The 16,832-nt window shown below is 62.8% G+C and carries 13 protein-coding genes; 8 read left to right on the top strand and 5 right to left on the bottom strand.

The window, feature by feature from the left end:
• Positions 1-24 precede the first annotated feature (24 nt).
• The 3 genes from nhaB to IF103_RS09490 all read left to right on the top strand — a co-directional run bounded on the left by nhaB (position 25) and on the right by IF103_RS09490 (position 3,280).
• On the top strand, positions 25-1,527 hold the full coding sequence (gene nhaB, locus IF103_RS09500) for a sodium/proton antiporter NhaB (RefSeq protein ID WP_023380029.1): 1,503 nt from the start codon (positions 25-27) through the stop codon (positions 1,525-1,527).
• Positions 1,528-1,710: 183 nt separating this feature from the next.
• A complete protein-coding gene (locus IF103_RS09495; protein WP_202676052.1) occupies positions 1,711-2,262 on the top strand; it encodes a lipocalin family protein in 552 nt (183 codons plus the stop codon).
• A 61-nt stretch (positions 2,263-2,323) separates the two neighbouring features.
• Entirely contained in the window at positions 2,324-3,280 is a 957-nt protein-coding gene (locus IF103_RS09490; protein ID WP_023380027.1) for a ribonuclease Z, read from the top strand.
• Between the two features lie 69 nt (positions 3,281-3,349).
• Here the strand turns inward: IF103_RS09490 and IF103_RS09485 are convergent, their stop codons facing one another.
• On the bottom strand, positions 3,350-4,624 hold the full coding sequence (locus IF103_RS09485; RefSeq protein WP_023380026.1) for a Zn-dependent hydrolase: 1,275 nt from the start codon (positions 4,622-4,624) through the stop codon (positions 3,350-3,352).
• A gap of 95 nt (positions 4,625-4,719) precedes the next feature.
• On the bottom strand, positions 4,720-6,210 hold the full coding sequence (locus tag IF103_RS09480) for an NCS1 family nucleobase:cation symporter-1 (protein WP_023380025.1): 1,491 nt from the start codon (positions 6,208-6,210) through the stop codon (positions 4,720-4,722).
• A gap of 609 nt (positions 6,211-6,819) precedes the next feature.
• Here IF103_RS09480 and hydA point away from each other — a divergent pair.
• The 3 genes from hydA (at position 6,820) to preA (ending at position 11,045) form a co-directional block, all read left to right on the top strand.
• Positions 6,820-8,259: a dihydropyrimidinase gene (gene hydA, locus IF103_RS09475; protein WP_202676051.1), complete on the top strand. Its 1,440-nt coding sequence runs from the start codon at positions 6,820-6,822 to the stop codon at positions 8,257-8,259.
• A gap of 143 nt (positions 8,260-8,402) precedes the next feature.
• Positions 8,403-9,770 (top strand): NAD(P)-dependent oxidoreductase, encoded by a 1,368-nt coding sequence (locus IF103_RS09470; protein WP_023380023.1) that lies wholly within the window; start codon positions 8,403-8,405, stop codon positions 9,768-9,770.
• Entirely contained in the window at positions 9,771-11,045 is a 1,275-nt protein-coding gene (preA, locus tag IF103_RS09465) for an NAD-dependent dihydropyrimidine dehydrogenase subunit PreA (RefSeq protein ID WP_023380022.1), read from the top strand.
• Between the two features lie 99 nt (positions 11,046-11,144).
• On the opposite strand, the gene IF103_RS09460 is transcribed toward preA, so the two are convergent.
• From IF103_RS09460 to gnd, 3 genes are all read right to left on the bottom strand, one after another.
• Positions 11,145-11,765: a TetR/AcrR family transcriptional regulator gene (locus IF103_RS09460; protein ID WP_023380021.1), complete on the bottom strand. Its 621-nt coding sequence runs from the start codon at positions 11,763-11,765 to the stop codon at positions 11,145-11,147.
• Positions 11,766-11,887: 122 nt separating this feature from the next.
• Entirely contained in the window at positions 11,888-13,375 is a 1,488-nt protein-coding gene (zwf, locus tag IF103_RS09455; RefSeq protein WP_202676050.1) for a glucose-6-phosphate dehydrogenase, read from the bottom strand.
• Positions 13,372-14,355: a phosphogluconate dehydrogenase (NAD(+)-dependent, decarboxylating) gene (gnd, locus tag IF103_RS09450; protein WP_023380019.1), complete on the bottom strand. Its 984-nt coding sequence runs from the start codon at positions 14,353-14,355 to the stop codon at positions 13,372-13,374. The genes zwf and gnd overlap by 4 nt, the downstream gene beginning before the upstream one ends.
• A 198-nt stretch (positions 14,356-14,553) precedes the next feature.
• Between gnd and IF103_RS09445 the strand changes: the two genes are divergently transcribed.
• Positions 14,554-14,721, top strand: coding sequence for a DUF6026 family protein (locus IF103_RS09445; RefSeq protein ID WP_023380018.1), 168 nt, complete (start codon positions 14,554-14,556; stop codon positions 14,719-14,721).
• Between the two features lie 552 nt (positions 14,722-15,273).
• Complete coding sequence (glgA, locus tag IF103_RS09440) at positions 15,274-16,830, top strand: glycogen synthase GlgA (protein ID WP_023380017.1); 1,557 nt, start codon at positions 15,274-15,276, stop codon at positions 16,828-16,830.
• Positions 16,831-16,832 lie beyond the last annotated feature (2 nt).

Here is a 16,832-nt window from a genome sequence, read left to right as displayed (position 1 = left end):
GCTGAATCATAAGGAAACATATTCATGTCCCGCTCCCTGACGGGCGCGCTTGCCCAGAGTTTTCTGGGCCAGTCGCCGCGCTGGTACAAGGCCGTCATCTGCCTGTTCCTGGTGCTGAACCCAGTGCTGCTGTTCACGGCTGGCCCGGTGGCCGCTGGCTGGCTACTGGTCGTCGAATTCATCTTCACCCTGGGCATGGCGCTCAAGTGCTACCCGCTGATGCCCGGCGGCCTGCTGCTGATCGAAGCATTGCTGGTGGGGATGACAACGCCCCAGGCATTGTACGAGGAGTTACAGCACAACTTCCCAGTGATCCTGCTGCTGATGTTCATGGTGGCGGGCATCCACTTCATGAAAGAGCTGCTGCTGTACCTGTTCTCGCGGATTCTGCTGGGCGTGCATTCCAAAGCCGTGCTGGCCTTGCTGTTCTGTGTGCTGTCGGCATTCCTCTCGGCCTTCCTCGACGCACTGACCGTGACGGCGGTGATCATCAGCGCCGCCGTGGGCTTTTACGCGGTGTATCACCGCGTCGCTTCGGGCGCCAACCCTCGTGAGGAAAGCGCGCTGGACAGTGACCAAGAGGTCGCCCAGTTGCACCGCGAAGACCTCGACCAATTCCGCGCCTTCCTGCGCAGCCTGCTGATGCACGGCGCGGTCGGCACGGCCCTGGGCGGCGTTTGTACCTTGGTAGGCGAGCCGCAGAACCTGCTGATCGGCCATGAAATGGGTTGGCACTTCGCCGACTTCTTCTTCAATGTCGCACCCGTGTCGCTCCCCGTGCTGGGTGCAGGACTGGTTACCTGCGTACTGCTGGAAAAACTGCGCCTATTCGGTTACGGCGTGTTGATGCCAGCACCGGTGCGCCATGTGCTGGCCGCCTATGCCGCCGAAGATGATGCCGCCCGAACCCCGGCGCAACGCCTCGCCCTGCTGGTACAGGGCCTCGCCGCGTTGATCCTGATCATCAGCCTGGGCCTGCACATCGCCGAAGTCGGCCTGATCGGCCTGCTGGTAATCGTGCTTATCACCGCCTTTACCGGCATCACCGACGAGCATCGCCTGGGCCGAGCCTTCCAGGACGCCATGCCCTTCACGGCCCTGCTGGTGGTGTTCTTCGCGGTGGTCGCGGTCATCCATGACCAACAGCTGTTCAGCCCGCTGATCGCCTGGGTGCTGGCGCTGCCTGCCGAGCAGCAGCCGGGCATGCTGTACCTCGCCAACGGCCTGCTCTCAGCGATCAGCGACAACGTGTTCGTCGCCACCATCTACATCACCGAGGTCAAGCAAGCCTTCCTCGACGGCGCCATGAGCCGCGAACATTTCGAAACCCTGGCGGTGGCGATCAACACCGGTACCAACCTGCCCAGCGTGGCTACACCCAATGGGCAGGCGGCCTTTTTGTTCCTGCTGACCTCGGCGATCGCACCACTGATTCGACTGTCGTATGGGCGGATGGTGTGGATGGCGCTGCCCTACACCGTGGTGATGGGCGGGCTGGGCTGGTGGGCGGTTACCTACTGGTTGTGAGGCGGCTATCCTGACCCAATCGACGACAAGTCGGCTGTAGCGGGACCTGCACCGGTATCCCGTACGCGACGTGCGTACGGGTGCGGTGGATACCTGCGTATGCTGTTCAACGGCGTACAACTTTTGCCTCGCCCCCGCATCGAATGACAGGTGAGCCCTTTCTACGCGAAACGGAGATGACCCATGGCAACACGCACGCCCCTGCTGCTTTCCTGCCTGACCCTGGCGCTGGCCCTGACCGGCTGCGCAGGCTCCAGCGACGATCAACGCCCCCCTCCCACTACCCAGCAGGTCGACCTGCAACGCTACCAGGGCACCTGGTACGAACTGGCTCGGTTGCCGATGTTCTTCCAGCGCAACTGCGTACAATCCGAGGCACATTACGGTCTGCGCGAAGATGGCCGGATCGACGTGACCAACCGCTGCAAGGAAAACGACGGCCAGTGGAACGAAGCCAAAGGCATCGCCGAAGCGCAGCAGCCTGGCAAGACCGACAAGCTGTGGGTGACTTTCGACAACTGGTTCAGCCGCCTGGCGCCGGGACTGACCAAGGGCGATTACTGGGTGCTGTACCACGACCAGGACTATCGCGTTGCCTTGGTGGGTCACCCGAACCGGGAATACCTGTGGCTGCTGTCACGCACACCGACGGTCACCGAGCAAACGCGCGAACAAATGCTTTCGATCGCCCGCAATCAAGGCTATGACACCAGCAAGCTGATCTGGCGCCAGTAAACGTCGACGCCCTGACCCAGCCGAGCTAAGGTGTAAGCCCACCCCCTTCGGAGCCAACCTCTTGGACCTGCTGTTTCTGGGCACCTCTTCCGGGGTGCCCACCAAGACCCGTAATGTCAGCGCCACCGCCGTGATCGAAGCCAGTGGTCGCCACTGGTACCTGGTCGATTGCGGCGAAGGCACCCAGCACCAATTGCTGCATACACCGCTGTCGATACGCGACCTGCGCGGCATTTTCATCACCCATGTGCATGGTGACCATTGCTTTGGCCTTCCAGGCCTGCTGGCCAGCGCCGGCATGAGCGGTCGCACCGAACCCTTGGACCTGGTGCTGCCTCACGCGCTGCATGACTGGATCCGCCTGAGCCTGGCGGCCAGTGAAACCTACCTGCCGTTCGAGCTGCGTCTGCTGGCGGTCGAGAGCCTGGCCGACTGGTGCAGCGAAACCCTTCAGGTGAACACCGTGCAACTGTCGCACCGTGTGCCTAGCGTCGGTTTCGTGTTCACCGAGCTGAACCCAGAGCCACGCCTGGATGTACAGCGCCTGGACGCCGAGGGTATCCCCCGTGGCCCCTTGTGGGGCGAGCTGGCCCAGGGCCTTTCGGTGGAATTCGACGGACGAGTGCTGCATGGCCACGACTACCTGCGGGCGTCTCGTCCTGCGCGGAAGCTCATCGTCTGCGGCGACAACGATAACCCTGAGCTTTTGGCCGAGGTGGCCAGAAACGCGGATGTGCTGGTGCACGAAGCCACCTTCACCCAAGCGATCATCGCGCGCAACGGGGTAACGTACGGCCACAGCACCGCAGCTGCGGTCGCACGCTTTGCCGCGCAGGCTGGCGTGCGCAACCTGGTGCTGACCCATTTCAGCGCCCGCTACCAGTCCAACCCCCAGCGCAGCCCGTGTATCGACGATGTGCACGAGGAAGCCCAGGCGTACTACGGTGGCAACCTGACCCTCGCGCGGGATCTGCAGCGCTACCACATCGGGCGTGATGGCTGCCTGCACGCCGTTTGACGCCGCGCCTACAGGCAAGACGCAACACCTGTAGGGGCCGGGCTGCCGGTGACAAGTCCGGCACGCTTCCTAGGCTGCCAACTTCCCTTTGGCAATCGCTTCAGACGCCGCCAGCATGGCCCGCAACAGCACCGCGCACCCGGCCGCCAGGTCCTCTGGCGCGGCGTTCTCGATCTCGTTATGGCTGATGCCGTTCTCGCACGGCACGAAGATCATCCCCGCCGGCCCCAGCTCGGCGAGGAAGATCGCGTCATGCCCGGCGCCACTGACGATGTCCATGTGCGACAGGCCCAAGGCACCTGCCGACTCGCGCACGGCATCGACGCAGGTGGGGTCGAAGTACAACGCTGGGAAGTCCGCCGTCGGGACCAGCTCATAGCTAAGACCGTGCTTGGCGCAAGTGGCCTCGATCACTGCGCGCACGTCGGCGATCATCGAATCCAGGCGCTCGCTTTCAAGGTGACGGAAGTCCAGGGTCATGCGCACCTCCCCCGGAATGACGTTGCGCGACCCCGGGTACGCCTGCAGGCACCCGACCGTGCCACAAGCATGCGGCTGGTGCCCGAGCGCGGCACGGTTGACCGCCTCGACCACGGCGGCGGCGCCTACCAGGGCATCCTTACGCAAGTGCATGGGGGTCGGGCCAGCATGGGCCTCGACGCCACGCAAAGTCAGGTCGAACCACTTCTGTCCCAGTGCGCCCAGCACCACGCCGATGGTCTTGGCCTGGTCTTCGAGAATCGGTCCCTGCTCGATATGCGCTTCGAAATAAGCGCCGACCGTATGGCCCAGCACCGCACGCTCACCTGCGTAGCCGATGCCACTCAACGCCTCACCGACAGTCACCCCCTGGGCATCGCGCTTGGCCAGGGTTTCCTCCAGGGTGAACTTACCGGCGAACACCCCAGAGCCCATCATGCAGGGCGCGAAGCGTGAACCTTCCTCGTTGGTCCACACCACCACCTCAAGCGGCGCCTCGGTTTCCACCCCCAAGTCATTGAGGGTGCGGATCACTTCCAGCCCGGCCATCACTCCGAAGCAACCATCGAACTTGCCGCCGGTGGGCTGGGTGTCGATATGGCTGCCGGTCATCACGGGCGGCAATGCGGGGTTGCGGCCGGGCCTGCGGGCGAAGATGTTGCCGACCTTATCGACACTGACGCTACACCCCGCGGCTTCGCACCATTTGACGAACAGGTCACGGGCCTGGCGGTCGAGGTCGGTCAGGGCCAGGCGGCAGACGCCGCCCTTGGCGGTGGCACCGAGGCGCGCGAGGTCCATCAGCGACTGCCAGAGGCGTTCGCTGTTGACGTGGCGTTCGGACGGTTTCAAGACGAAGCTCATGGGGTTGTCTCCTCAGGCGTTCTTGTTGTCTGCAATCATCATCGAAGTCGCGCTGTTGCCATCGCCGCAAGCGGGCGATGAAGCCAGCACACGTCTTACGGCAATGGCTTGGCCAGCCGCGCCGCTCCACGCACCGCCACACCACCGAGCACGTAATACAACACGCCGCCCAGCAGCGACCCGGTGAACCAGCCGTAGTCATAGAACCAGCTGAAGCTGCTGTTGCCGATCGCCATCACGGTCAGCGCCACCGGCAGCGCGAAGGCGGCGAAGCCTGCCCAGTTCCAGGCCGGATACACGTCGTCGCGGTACAGTCCGGCGAGGTCCAGACGCTGACGACGGATCAGGAAATAGTCCACGACCATGATTCCGGCAATCGGCCCCAGCAGACTGGAGTAACCCAGCAACCAGTTGGAATAGATACTTTCCAGGCTCACATCCGAGACGATCCAGCCTAGCTTTTTCAGCAGCTCGTGGCCCATCAGTGCCAGGCCGATGAATCCGGTAAGCCAGACTGCGCGGCTTCGCCCGATCAGGCGTGGCGCGATGTTCTGGAAGTCGTTGGTCGGTGAGACGATGTTCGCCGCCGTGTTGGTCGACAACGTGGCGATCACGATCAGCGCCATGGCCAGTGCCACCCAGCCCGGACTCTGGATCTTGCCGATCAGGCTCACGGGGTCGGACACCGTCTCACCCACCAGCGAGGCCGATGCCGCGGTCATCACCACGCCCAACGAGGCGAACAGGAACATGGTCAGGGGTAAGCCAAGGATCTGCCCGAGAATCTGGTCTTTCTGGCTTTTGGCGTACCGACTGAAGTCAGGAATGTTCAACGAGAGTGTGGCCCAGAACCCCACCATGGCGGTGAGCCCTGCGCAGAAGTAGCTGGCCATGCTAGCCCCTTCCGGGCGTTTGGGCGGCTGAGCCAGCAGCTCGGTCATCGACATGTGTGGCAAGGCCCAGAACAGCAAACCGAAGCCCACCGCTACCAGCAAGGGGGCCGAGAGGGTTTCCAGCCACTTGATCGACTCCGCACCGCGCAACACTACCCACAGGTTGAGCACCCAGAAGATCATGAAGCCGATCACCTCGCCGGTGCCGCCCAGGGCCTTCCAGCCTTCGAACATCGAGCCCAGGAACAGGTGAATCGCCAACCCGCCGAACATGGTCTGGATACCGAACCAGCCACAAGCCACCACTGCGCGAATCAGGCACGGCACATTGGAGCCGATGATGCCGAACGAGGAACGCAGCAGAACCGGAAAAGGAATGCCGTACTTGGTGCCAGCGAAGGCGTTGAGTGTCAGCGGGATCAACACGATCACGTTGGCCAATAGGATGGCCAGCAACGCTTCGCCCACGCTCAGGCCAAAATAGGCAGTGAGCACCCCGCCGAGGGTGTAGGTAGGCACGCAGATGGACATGCCCACCCACAACGCCGTGATGTGCCATTTGTTCCAGGTGCGCTGATGCACTTTGGTCGGTGCGATATCGTGGTTGTAGCGGGGGCTGTCGAGGACGTCGCTGCCGGCGGACAGCTCGAACAACCCGTCCTGTTCGATCACTTCCGATCTGCTCTGTTGCATGGGGCTCTCCAGGTTCTTTTTCTAGTTGTCGCTCATCGGGCTAACGCGATGGCCGGAGCACACACACCACCAGTACTGCACCTCCGGCCCGGCCAGGCGGTCGCGGCCAACGCAGTTCAACAACCGTGCCGGGTTGGCCAAGGCCGCCCCGTTTGGTCGCCGCCGACCGGAGGTAACTCACTGACTTGCAAGCGTATTCATCAATACCGACGACAGCGCTATGGCCATCACCTGCCTGCCGTACACCTGGCGTGTCCAACGCCCAGGGTTTCAATCTGGTGCGGCCTGGAAAAACAGCGGCCCCCCTGCGCCGGCAGGACAATCATCAAGCAGCTGATTTTGCATAGAAAATCTTGACCAATTTCGCTTCCTGTCAAGTGCGTCAAAATGGTGAGAGACCGTTCCATTTTGGTGATTTGTGATTTTATTCTTTATTTTTCAAGTACTTAAGTTGGTTATAAGTTCATAAACTTTTTTCTTGATCATTCTCTGGTCAGCATCTAGATTCCATTCTTGTCAGGCCTGACAGGATTGCATCGCAACCTCCAGCCACTGGCATCAAAACTTCAAGAACCGGCGTTCGACCGGTCAGCCTGCGAGGAAAACGGCATGTCCCTGTTGATCCGTGGTGCCACCGTGGTTACCCACGAAGAAAGTTTTTCCGCTGATGTCCTGTGTGCCGAGGGTTTGATCCGCGCCATTGGCCAGAACCTCGACGTCCCCACCGATTGCGAAGTCCTCGACGGCAGTGGCCAGTACCTGATGCCAGGCGGTATCGACCCACATACCCATATGCAATTGCCCTTCATGGGCACCGTGGCCAGCGAGGACTTCTTCAGCGGCACCGCTGCGGGGCTGGCCGGCGGCACCACCTCGATCATCGACTTCGTCATCCCCAACCCTCAGCAGTCGTTGCTGGATGCCTTCCACACCTGGCACGGTTGGGCGCAGAAGTCTGCCGCCGACTATGGCTTCCATGTCGCCATCACCTGGTGGAGCGAACAGGTGGCCGAGGAGATGGGCGAGCTGGTGGCCAAGCACGGGGTGAACAGCTTCAAGCACTTCATGGCCTACAAGAACGCTATCATGGCCGCCGACGACACCTTGGTCGCCAGCTTCGAGCGCTGCCTGCAGTTGGGCGCGGTACCTACGGTGCATGCCGAGAATGGCGAGCTGGTCTATCACCTGCAGCAGAAACTGCTCGCCCAAGGCATGACCGGGCCTGAAGCGCATCCGCTGTCGCGCCCTTCCCAGGTCGAAGGCGAAGCCGCCAGCCGGGCCATCCGCATTGCCGAGACCCTCGGCACGCCGCTGTACCTGGTCCATGTGTCCTGCAAGGAAGCGCTGGATGAAATCACCTACGCACGGGCCAAGGGTCAACCGGTATACGGCGAAGTGCTGCCCGGCCACCTGCTGATCGATGACAGCGTCTACCGTCACCCGGACTGGGCCACCGCGGCCGGGCACGTGATGAGCCCTCCCTTCCGCCCACGCGAACACCAGGAAGCGCTGTGGCGAGGCCTTCAGTCGGGCAGCATTCATACCACCGCTACCGACCACTGCTGCTTCTGCGCCGAACAGAAAGCCATGGGACGCAACGACTTCAGTCGAATTCCAAACGGGACCGCGGGCATCGAAGACCGCATGGCCGTACTGTGGGATGCCGGCGTCAACAGCGGGCGGCTGTCGATGCATGAGTTCGTCGCGCTCACATCCACCAACACCGCGAAGATCTTCAACCTGTTTCCGCGCAAGGGCGCCATCCGCGTCGGTGCCGATGCCGACCTGGTGCTGTGGGACCCACAAGGCACCCGCACGATCTCGGCGCAGACCCACCACCAGCGGGTGGACTTCAACATCTTCGAAGGCCGCACCGTGCGGGGCATACCCAGCCACACCATCAGCCAGGGCCGTGTGTTGTGGGCCGATGGCGACCTGCGTGCGGAACCCGGCGCGGGCCGTTACGTGGAACGTCCACCCTACCCCTCGGTGTACGAGGTGCTGGAGCGACGCGCCGAACAACAGCGCCCGACGCCCGTCCAGCGATAGTGCTGTTGAGGCTGCTACGCAGCCCATCGCCGGCACACCGGCTCCTGCATAGACCGCATCCACTTCAAGGTCATCCATGGACCTACAGGAGCCGGCTTGCCGGCGATTGAGCCACACCCAATAAAATCAAAGAGGCTACAACCGTGATCGACGCCCTGAAGCACTTGCCGCGCCCCCGGGCCGGCGCCGACCAACTGGCCGAGCAGTTCACCGACCTCGCGCCGCCGCTCACCCCGCGCCAGGCTGCCGTGGAAAGCGCCCGCTGCCTGTATTGCTACGACGCCCCCTGCGTCAACGCCTGCCCCAGCGAGATCGACATCCCTTCGTTCATCCACCGCATCAGCGATGAAAACCTGCAAGGTGCCGCCGAGCGTATTCTCTCGGCCAACATCCTGGGGGGCAGCTGCGCCCGCGTCTGCCCTACCGAAATCCTCTGCCAGCAAGCCTGTGTGCGCAACAATGCCCAGGAGTGCGCACCGGTCCTGATCGGCCAGCTGCAACGCTACGCCCTGGACAACGCACAGTTTACTGAGCACCCGTTCAGCCGCTCCCCATCCACCGGCAAGCGTATTGCCGTCGTAGGCGCTGGCCCCGCCGGGCTGTCGTGTGCCCATCGCCTGGCCATGCATGGCCATGATGTGGTGGTGTTCGAGGCCAGTGAAAAAGCCGGTGGCCTGAATGAATACGGCATCGCCCGTTACAAGCTGGTGGATGACTATGCCCAGCGCGAGGTGGCGTTCCTGCTGGGCATCGGTGGCATCGAGATTCGCCACGGCCAACGCCTGGGCAGCAACCTCAGCCTCGCCGAACTGCGCGACCAGTATGACGCCGTGTTCCTCGGCCTGGGCCTTGGTGCCGTGCGCCAGCTCGGCCTGGCCGACGAAGAAGCCGCCGGCTTGCTGGCCGCCACTGAATACATCCGCGAACTGCGCCAGGCCGATGACCTCTCGCAACTGCCGCTGGCCGACCGCTGCCTGGTGATTGGCGCTGGCAACACAGCCATCGACATGGCCGTGCAAATGAGCCGGCTGGGCGCACGCGACGTCAATCTGGTCTATCGCCGTGGCCATGCCGACATGGGCGCCACTGGCCACGAGCAGGACATTGCCAAGGCCAACCAGGTGCGCCTGCACACCTGGGCACGCCCGGATGCCGTCCTGCTGGACGATGACGGCCGTGTGCGCGGTATGCGTTTCGCCCGCACGCACCTGCAGGAGGGTCGCCTGACCGACACGGGCGAAACCTTCGAGCTGGCTGCCGACGCCATCTTCAAAGCCATCGGCCAGTCCTTCGACGAAGCCTGCCTCGGCGACCCGCTGGCGGCACAACTGGACCGCGACGGCGAGCGGATTCGCGTCGATGCGCACCTCCGGACCAGCCTGCCGGGCGTATACGCCGGTGGCGACTGCACCAACCTGGGCCAGGATCTGACCGTCCAGGCCGTACAACACGGCAAGCTGGCCGCCGAAGCCATCCATGCCCAACTCATGCTCAACGTGGAGGCTGCGTAAATGGCCGACTTGTCCATCGTATTCGCCGGCATCAAGGCCCCAAACCCTTTCTGGCTGGCTTCCGCGCCGCCCACCGACAAGGCCTACAACGTCGTGCGCGCCTTCGAAGCGGGCTGGGGCGGTGTGGTCTGGAAAACCCTGGGCGAAGACCCAGCGGCGGTCAACGTGTCGTCGCGCTATTCGGCGCACTATGGCGCCAACCGTACCGTACAGGGCATCAATAACATCGAGCTGATCACCGACCGTTCGCTGGAGATCAACCTGCGGGAAATCACCCAGGTGAAGAAGGACTGGCCCGACCGCGCGCTGATCGTCTCGCTGATGGTGCCGTGCGTGGAAGAGTCGTGGAAATTCATCTTGCCGCTGGTCGAAGCCACGGGGGCCGACGGCATCGAGTTGAACTTCGGCTGCCCCCATGGCATGCCGGAGCGCGGCATGGGCGCAGCCGTCGGCCAAGTGCCTGAGTACGTGGAGATGGTCACCCGCTGGTGCAAGACGCACTGCTCGCTGCCGGTGATCGTCAAGCTGACCCCCAACATCACCGACATTCGCCAATCGGCGCGCGCTGCCCATCGCGGGGGCGCCGATGCGGTGTCGTTGATCAACACCATCAACTCGATCACCAGCGTCGACCTGGACCGCATGGTCGCCCACCCCATCGTCGGCGACCAAAGCACCCACGGAGGCTACTGTGGGTCGGCGGTCAAACCCATTGCCCTGAACATGGTCGCCGAGATCGCCCGCGACCCTGAAACCCGCGGGCTACCGATCTGCGGCATCGGCGGGATCGGCAACTGGCGCGACGCGGCCGAGTTCATCGCGCTGGGCAGCGGTGCGGTGCAAGTGTGCACGGCGGCGATGCTGCATGGTTTTCGCATCGTCGAGGACATGAAGGACGGACTGGCGCGCTGGATGGACCAGCATGGTTACCAGAATCTGGAGACTTTCCGCGGCTTGGCGGTGGGGCATACCACGGACTGGAAATACCTCGACATGAACTACAAGTCGGTGGCGCACATCGACCAGGATGCCTGTATCGGGTGCGGACGCTGCCATATCGCCTGCGAGGATACCTCGCACCAGGCGATCGCCAGCACGTTGAAGGAGGACGCAACGCACAGCTACAGCGTGATCGAAGAGGAATGCGTGGGCTGTAACCTGTGCCAGATCACCTGCCCGGTGGAGCACTGCATCGAAATGGTGGCGCAGGATACCGGCAAGCCGTACATGAACTGGACGCAGGACCCACGCAACCCCTATCGCGAAGCCAGCTGACCCACTCGGACAGAGGCTTCTGAGGGCCGCATCGCCAGCAAGCCGGCGCCTACAGGTGTGTAGCGATCCCTGTACGGGCAGGCTTGCCGGCGATCCGCGTCACGGCTCCAGGCCGATTCCGCGCAGGATCACACAGGTCACCGTCTGCACCGCACTTTCGAATGCCAGGTCCGACAGCGGCTCCCCGCCATTGAGCAGGGCCACCTGGTAACCGAAGTCGGCATAGTGCTGGGTCGCCGCCCAGATCATGTACAACAGCGCCGATGGCTCCACCGCCAGGATGCGCCCCTCCTCCACCCAACGGCGGATCTTCGCCTCCTTGAGCTGCGCCCAGGGCACCAGGATTTCATCCAGGCTAGCCCCCAACAGCGGCGCGCCATGCAGCATTTCTTCGGCCCAGATCTTCGAACCCAACGGACGGGTACGCGAATGGCCCATCTTGGCGCGGATGTAACTGGTGAGCACCACCCGGGGGTCATCGAAGCTTTCGAAGCACAGCGCATCCTGCTTCCACACGTCCAGCAGGTCCTGCAATACCGCGCGGTACAGGTCGTCCTTGGTGCTGAAGTAATAGTGCAGATTGGAGCGCGGCAGTTCGGCCTGCTCGGCAATGTCACCCATGGAAGTTGCGCCGAATCCCTTCTCGGCGAACACTTTCTCGGCCGCCTGCAGAATCTTCTCTACATTGCGCCGACGGATTTCGATCTTGTGGTTGGCCATGGCCTGTCCAAAACGCCTGAAACCTGTCAAGGCTAACAGGTTTGCAGGGAATGCAGGCAGCCGTTATGCGGCTTCATGCTGTGATGGCCTGGACCTTGGCGCAATAGGGGGCCAGCGGTCGGTCAACCCAGCGTGTGCCACTCACGCTTGTCCCGGGCCAACAGCTCGTTGCCCGCTTCAGGGCCATCCTCGCCCGCCGGGTATGCATGCACTTCACCGTCCGTGGCCCAGGCGTCGAGAAACGGCTGCACCGCGCGCGAGCCGTTCTCGATGTTGTCGGCGCGCTGGAACAAGGTCTGGTCGCCGGTCAGGCAATCGTAGATCAGCGTCTCGTAGCCGGTGGCCGGGGTCATCTTGAAGAAATCCTTGTAGGCGAACCCGAGCTCGACGTTCTCCATCACCAGTTCCGGCCCAGGGCGCTTGGCCTGCAGGTCGAACCACATGCCTTCGTTAGGCTGGATCTGGATCTTCAGGTAGTTGGGCTTCGGCCGCTCCAGCTCGGACTCGCGAAACTGAGCATAGGGTGCAGGCTTGAAGCAGATGGCGATCTCGGTATCACGCACGCTCATGCGCTTGCCGGTACGCAGGTAGAACGGCACACCGGCCCAACGCCAATTGTCGATCATCACCTTCAGCGCGACGTAGGTCTCGGTCTGGCTGTCTTCGGCAACATTGGGCTCCTGGCGGTAACCGGGCAGGCGCTTGCGGCCCTGTTTGCCAGCAGTGTACTGGCCGCGCACCGAATTCTTCAACGCAAGCTTCGTCGACCAGGGCCGAATGGCGCCAATGACCTTGGCCTTCTCGCTGCGCACAGCGTCGGCGCCGAAGGCTGCCGGCGGCTCCATCGCGACCATCGCCAACAGCTGGAACAAGTGGTTGGGCACCATGTCGCGCAGTGCGCCGGTATGGTCGTAGAACGCCCCCCGGGTTTCGACGCCGACGGTCTCCGCCGCCGTGATCTGTACGTGGTCGATGTAGTGGTTGTTCCAGAACGACTCGAACAGGCCGTTGGAGAAGCGGCTGACCAGAATGTTCTGCACCGTTTCCTTGCCCAGGTAGTGGTCGATGCGGTAGATCTGCCGCTCGCTCATCACTTTGAGCAAGCAGGCGTTCAAGGCTTCGGCGCTGGCCAGGTCGGTGCCGAACGGCTTTTCCACCACCACCCGGCGAAAGCCCCCTGCGCGCTCGTCAAGCAGTCCGGCCTCACCCAAGCGCTGGGCCACTTCAGGAAAGAATCGTGGCGAAGTGGCCAGGTAGAAGATCGCGTTGCCATGACTGGTCTTGTCGATGCGTTTGGTCAGGGCGGTGTAGGTGGCCGGATCGAGAAAATCGCCGGTCTGGTAATCCAGCGACTTGGCCAGACGCTGCCAGCGCTTTTCGTCCAGGCACTGGGGGTCGCGTTCGAGCATGAAGCGGTGCAGGCGCTCGGCGAAGTCTTCTGCGCTGGCCGGGTTGTGGTCGACGCCAACGATGCGCAGGTTACGGTCGAGCAACCCGTCGCGGCTGAGGTTGTACAGCGCCGGCATCAGCAGGCGCTTGACCAGGTCGCCGTTGGCGCCGAACAGAAACAGGGTGCAAGGGGGGGCAGCAGGAATGGTCGGTCTGGTCATTCGCCTTTCTTCTCGATGTGGCCACCGAAACCCAGGCGCATGGCAGAAAGGATCTTGTCGCCATAAGTCCCCTGCTGCTGGCGTGAACGGAAGCGGGCGAACAGGGCGCTGGAGAGCACCGGCACCGGCACGGCCTGCTCGACGGCGGCGTCGATGGTCCAGCGCCCTTCGCCGCTGTCGGACACCGAGCCACTGAACTGCGCGAGCTGCGGATCGGCAACCAACGCATCGGCGGTGAGGTCAAGCAGCCAGGAGGTGACGACGCTGCCGCGGCGCCAGACTTCGGCGATTTCAGCCACATCGAGGTCGAAGCGCTGCTCTTCTGGCAGCTCATTGCCGCCCTTGCTGCGCAGCAGGTCGAAGCCCTCGGCGTAGGCTTGCATCAGCCCATATTCGATGCCGTTGTGGATCATCTTCACGTAGTGCCCGGCGCCGGGCGGGCCTGCATGGATGTAGCCGTGCTCGGCACGCTGGTACTCACCACTGCGCCCCTGGGTACGCGGGATGTCGCCGACACCGGGCGCCAGGGCCTTGAACAGCGGCTCGAGGCGCTCGAACACCTCTTTTTCACCGCCGATCATCATGCAGTAGCCACGCTCAAGGCCCCACACGCCACCCGAGGTGCCGACATCCAGGTAATGCAGCCCACGCTTGGCAAGTTCGGCGGCGCGGCGTACATCGTCCTTGTAGAACGTATTGCCGCCGTCGATGATCGCATCGCCCGGCTCAAGCATGTCGGCCAGTTGGGCGATGGTCTGCTCGGTCGGCTCGCCCGCAGGCAGCATTACCCATACTGCGCGGGGTGCCTTCAGCTTCTGTACCAGTGCGCCGAGGTCGTGCGCGCCTTGCGCGCCCTCCCCCTCCAGTGCCGTAATGGCTTCACGGTTGCGGTCGTTGACCACGGTGCGATGCCCTGCGCGCATCAGCCGTCTTGCGATATTGCCGCCCATGCGGCCCAGCCCGACGATTCCCAGTTGCATGTGCCGACGCTCCCCTTAGAAATGGATGACAAGGCGGTTCAGGTGTTCAGATTAGTCCAGCGCTCCGCCATGAGGTTCACCGACGAACGGCGCGACAACCATAAACAAAAAAGTTCCCAACGCGGCAGAAAGAATTCAGAATGCGCGCCGCGCGAGCGTCTACGCTTAAAACGTCACTAGCCAATTGCGAGGTGTGCAATGGGTACCTTGATGCCTGCTACTCCCGTCCAGACCCTATATGTAAGCGTCCGCCGCGACGAACTGGCTCGCTTGAAAGAAGAACGCGACCAACTCAAGCAGCAGGTGGCCCTGCTGAACCTGCAACTGGCACAAAGCCGCAACGGTGGCAAAGCCGTCAGCGTCTGATTGAACCCTGTCGTGGGGGCTCTCCTGGCTCCCACTCTGCTTCACATCGTGCTTTATACGCCCGCCTACACCCTCCCCATGACGCACCAAAACGGTGCGAGGTGCTATTTGCCGACACATCATGTCGCACGCACTTCTGGCCCCTGCCCCACCCTGGAACACACCATTCACATCCTGTCACATACGCCAACGTTTGCGTCTAACGCGCGTCATAACGAAAGTGACCGACGGGTCACCTTTTTATCTCCCTGTCTCCTACACTCTGATTTCGGCCCGCCATTTGCTGTGTAGAAAAGCGACGGAAAAAAAGTCGAACTTTCTGAAAAGGCGGCGGGTCATGGAGTAAACAGGCCATTGCAAAGGGACTTCCCACGCTAAGGCTTACCCACCCCATTCAGTCAAACGCTTTCGGCCGGAATGCCGATCGCGCAGTGCCTGCGCGCACGACTCAGGGGCAAGGACTGCACTACGAAGAAACGCATTCAGAGAGAACCAGCACGACATAACGCAAAGGGTGCCAGCACCCGACCAAACATAGGGACGGAGAGAAGTATGATCAGTGCCGCTGTCGAACCTCATGTAGATTCATTCAAACCGGACAATCGCGAGCCGCTTACCCCGGACTTCGCCACGACAGCCAAGGCACCTGGCGCCCAGCGCCAGCACAATCCCAACAAGCGCAAGATCCTGTTCGTCACCTCGGAAATCGCCGACCTGGTCAAGACCGGCGGGTTGGGCGACGTGTCCGCGGCACTGCCTCGGGCGCTTGCTCACCTGCATGATGTCCGGGTACTGATCCCCGGCTACCGCCAGGTGATGGAGAGCGACAACCCCATTCACATCGTTGGCGAATTGGGCGGTCACGCGGCCCTGCCGCCGTGCAAGATCGGCCGCATGGACTTGGCCGACGGGCTGGTCATTTATGTGCTGATCTGCCCCGAACTGTATCAGCGCGACGGCACACCCTATGGTGCCAACAACGGCCGCGACTGGCCTGACAACCACATCCGCTTTGCCCGCCTGGGCCTGGCCGCAGCCGAGATCGCTGCCGGCGAAGGCATGATCCACTGGAAGCCCGAGGTGGTCCATGCCCATGACTGGCCGGCCGGCCTTGCTCCCGCCTACATGCACTGGCGCGGGCTCAACACGCCGACCCTGTTCACCATCCACAACCTCGCCTATCAAGGGGTCTACAGCCGCGGTTGCAGCCCGGAACTGGCGATCCCCGAGCACGCCATGCAGCAGGAAGGCATGGAGTTCTACGGCAAGCTGTCATTCCTCAAGGCAGGCCTTGCCTATTCCAGCCATATCACCACGGTCAGTGCCACCTACGCCCGGGAAATCACCACCCCCGAATTCGGTTGCGGCCTGGATGGCTTCCTCGCCAGCAAGGCCCAGCAAGGCCTGCTCGGCGGCATCCCCAACGGCATCGACGAAAGCTGGGACTCGGCCACCGACAAGTACCTGCAGCACAACTTCAGCATCAACGACTGGGACGGCAAGGCGCGCAATGCCCAAGAGGTACGTGAGCTGTTCGGGCTGGCACCGTCCGAAGGCCCACTGTTCGCCGTGGTTTCGCGGCTGGTGTACCAGAAAGGTCTGGACCTGACCCTGGGCGTCGCCGACTACATCGTCGAACAGGGCGGGCAGATCGCGATCATCGGCCGTGGCGAGCCCGAAGAAGAGCAAGCCATGCGTGAGTTGGCCCTGCGCCACCCCGGCCGTATCGGCGTGCGCATCGGCTTCAATGAAACCGATGCCCGGCGCATGTTCGCCGGCAGCGACTTCCTGCTCATGCCCTCTCGCTACGAGCCCTGTGGCCTGAGCCAGATGTACGCTCAGCGCTTCGGCTCGCTGCCAGTGGCACGCAATACGGGCGGGCTGGCCGACACCATCGAAAACGGTGTCACCGGTTTCCTGTTCGACGAGTCGACGGTCGAGAGCTACCGCGAAGCCTTGAGCCGAGCCTTTTATGTCTACGGCAAACCGGACCTGCTCAATGCCATGCGCTGCCTGTCAATGACCCAACCGTTCAACTGGTGCCAGGCGGTGGAACCCTACGCCCGCCTCTACGAGGACTTGGTCAAACAGGCACAGTTCAGCCACTAGAG

It is taken from the genome of Pseudomonas sp. SK2, from assembly GCF_016772395.1.
GTDB lineage: Bacteria > Pseudomonadota > Gammaproteobacteria > Pseudomonadales > Pseudomonadaceae > Aquipseudomonas > Aquipseudomonas taiwanensis.
This window is presented reverse-complemented; position numbering and strand designations above follow the sequence as displayed.

What these genes read in the sequence shown, in the direction of transcription:
- nhaB (WP_023380029.1), top strand. Translation starts at nt 25, where the DNA reads ATGTCCCGCTCCCTGACGGGCGCGCTTGCCCAGAGTTTTCTGGGCCAG.
- IF103_RS09495 (WP_202676052.1), top strand. Translation starts at nt 1,711, where the DNA reads ATGGCAACACGCACGCCCCTGCTGCTTTCCTGCCTGACCCTGGCGCTG.
- IF103_RS09485 (WP_023380026.1), bottom strand. Translation starts at nt 4,624, where the DNA reads ATGAGCTTCGTCTTGAAACCGTCCGAACGCCACGTCAACAGCGAACGC.
- IF103_RS09480 (WP_023380025.1), bottom strand. Translation starts at nt 6,210, where the DNA reads ATGCAACAGAGCAGATCGGAAGTGATCGAACAGGACGGGTTGTTCGAG.
- hydA (WP_202676051.1), top strand. Translation starts at nt 6,820, where the DNA reads ATGTCCCTGTTGATCCGTGGTGCCACCGTGGTTACCCACGAAGAAAGT.
- preA (WP_023380022.1), top strand. Translation starts at nt 9,771, where the DNA reads ATGGCCGACTTGTCCATCGTATTCGCCGGCATCAAGGCCCCAAACCCT.
- IF103_RS09460 (WP_023380021.1), bottom strand. Translation starts at nt 11,765, where the DNA reads ATGGCCAACCACAAGATCGAAATCCGTCGGCGCAATGTAGAGAAGATT.
- zwf (WP_202676050.1), bottom strand. Translation starts at nt 13,375, where the DNA reads ATGACCAGACCGACCATTCCTGCTGCCCCCCCTTGCACCCTGTTTCTG.
- gnd (WP_023380019.1), bottom strand. Translation starts at nt 14,355, where the DNA reads ATGCAACTGGGAATCGTCGGGCTGGGCCGCATGGGCGGCAATATCGCA.
- IF103_RS09445 (WP_023380018.1), top strand. Translation starts at nt 14,554, where the DNA reads ATGGGTACCTTGATGCCTGCTACTCCCGTCCAGACCCTATATGTAAGC.
- glgA (WP_023380017.1), top strand. Translation starts at nt 15,274, where the DNA reads ATGATCAGTGCCGCTGTCGAACCTCATGTAGATTCATTCAAACCGGAC.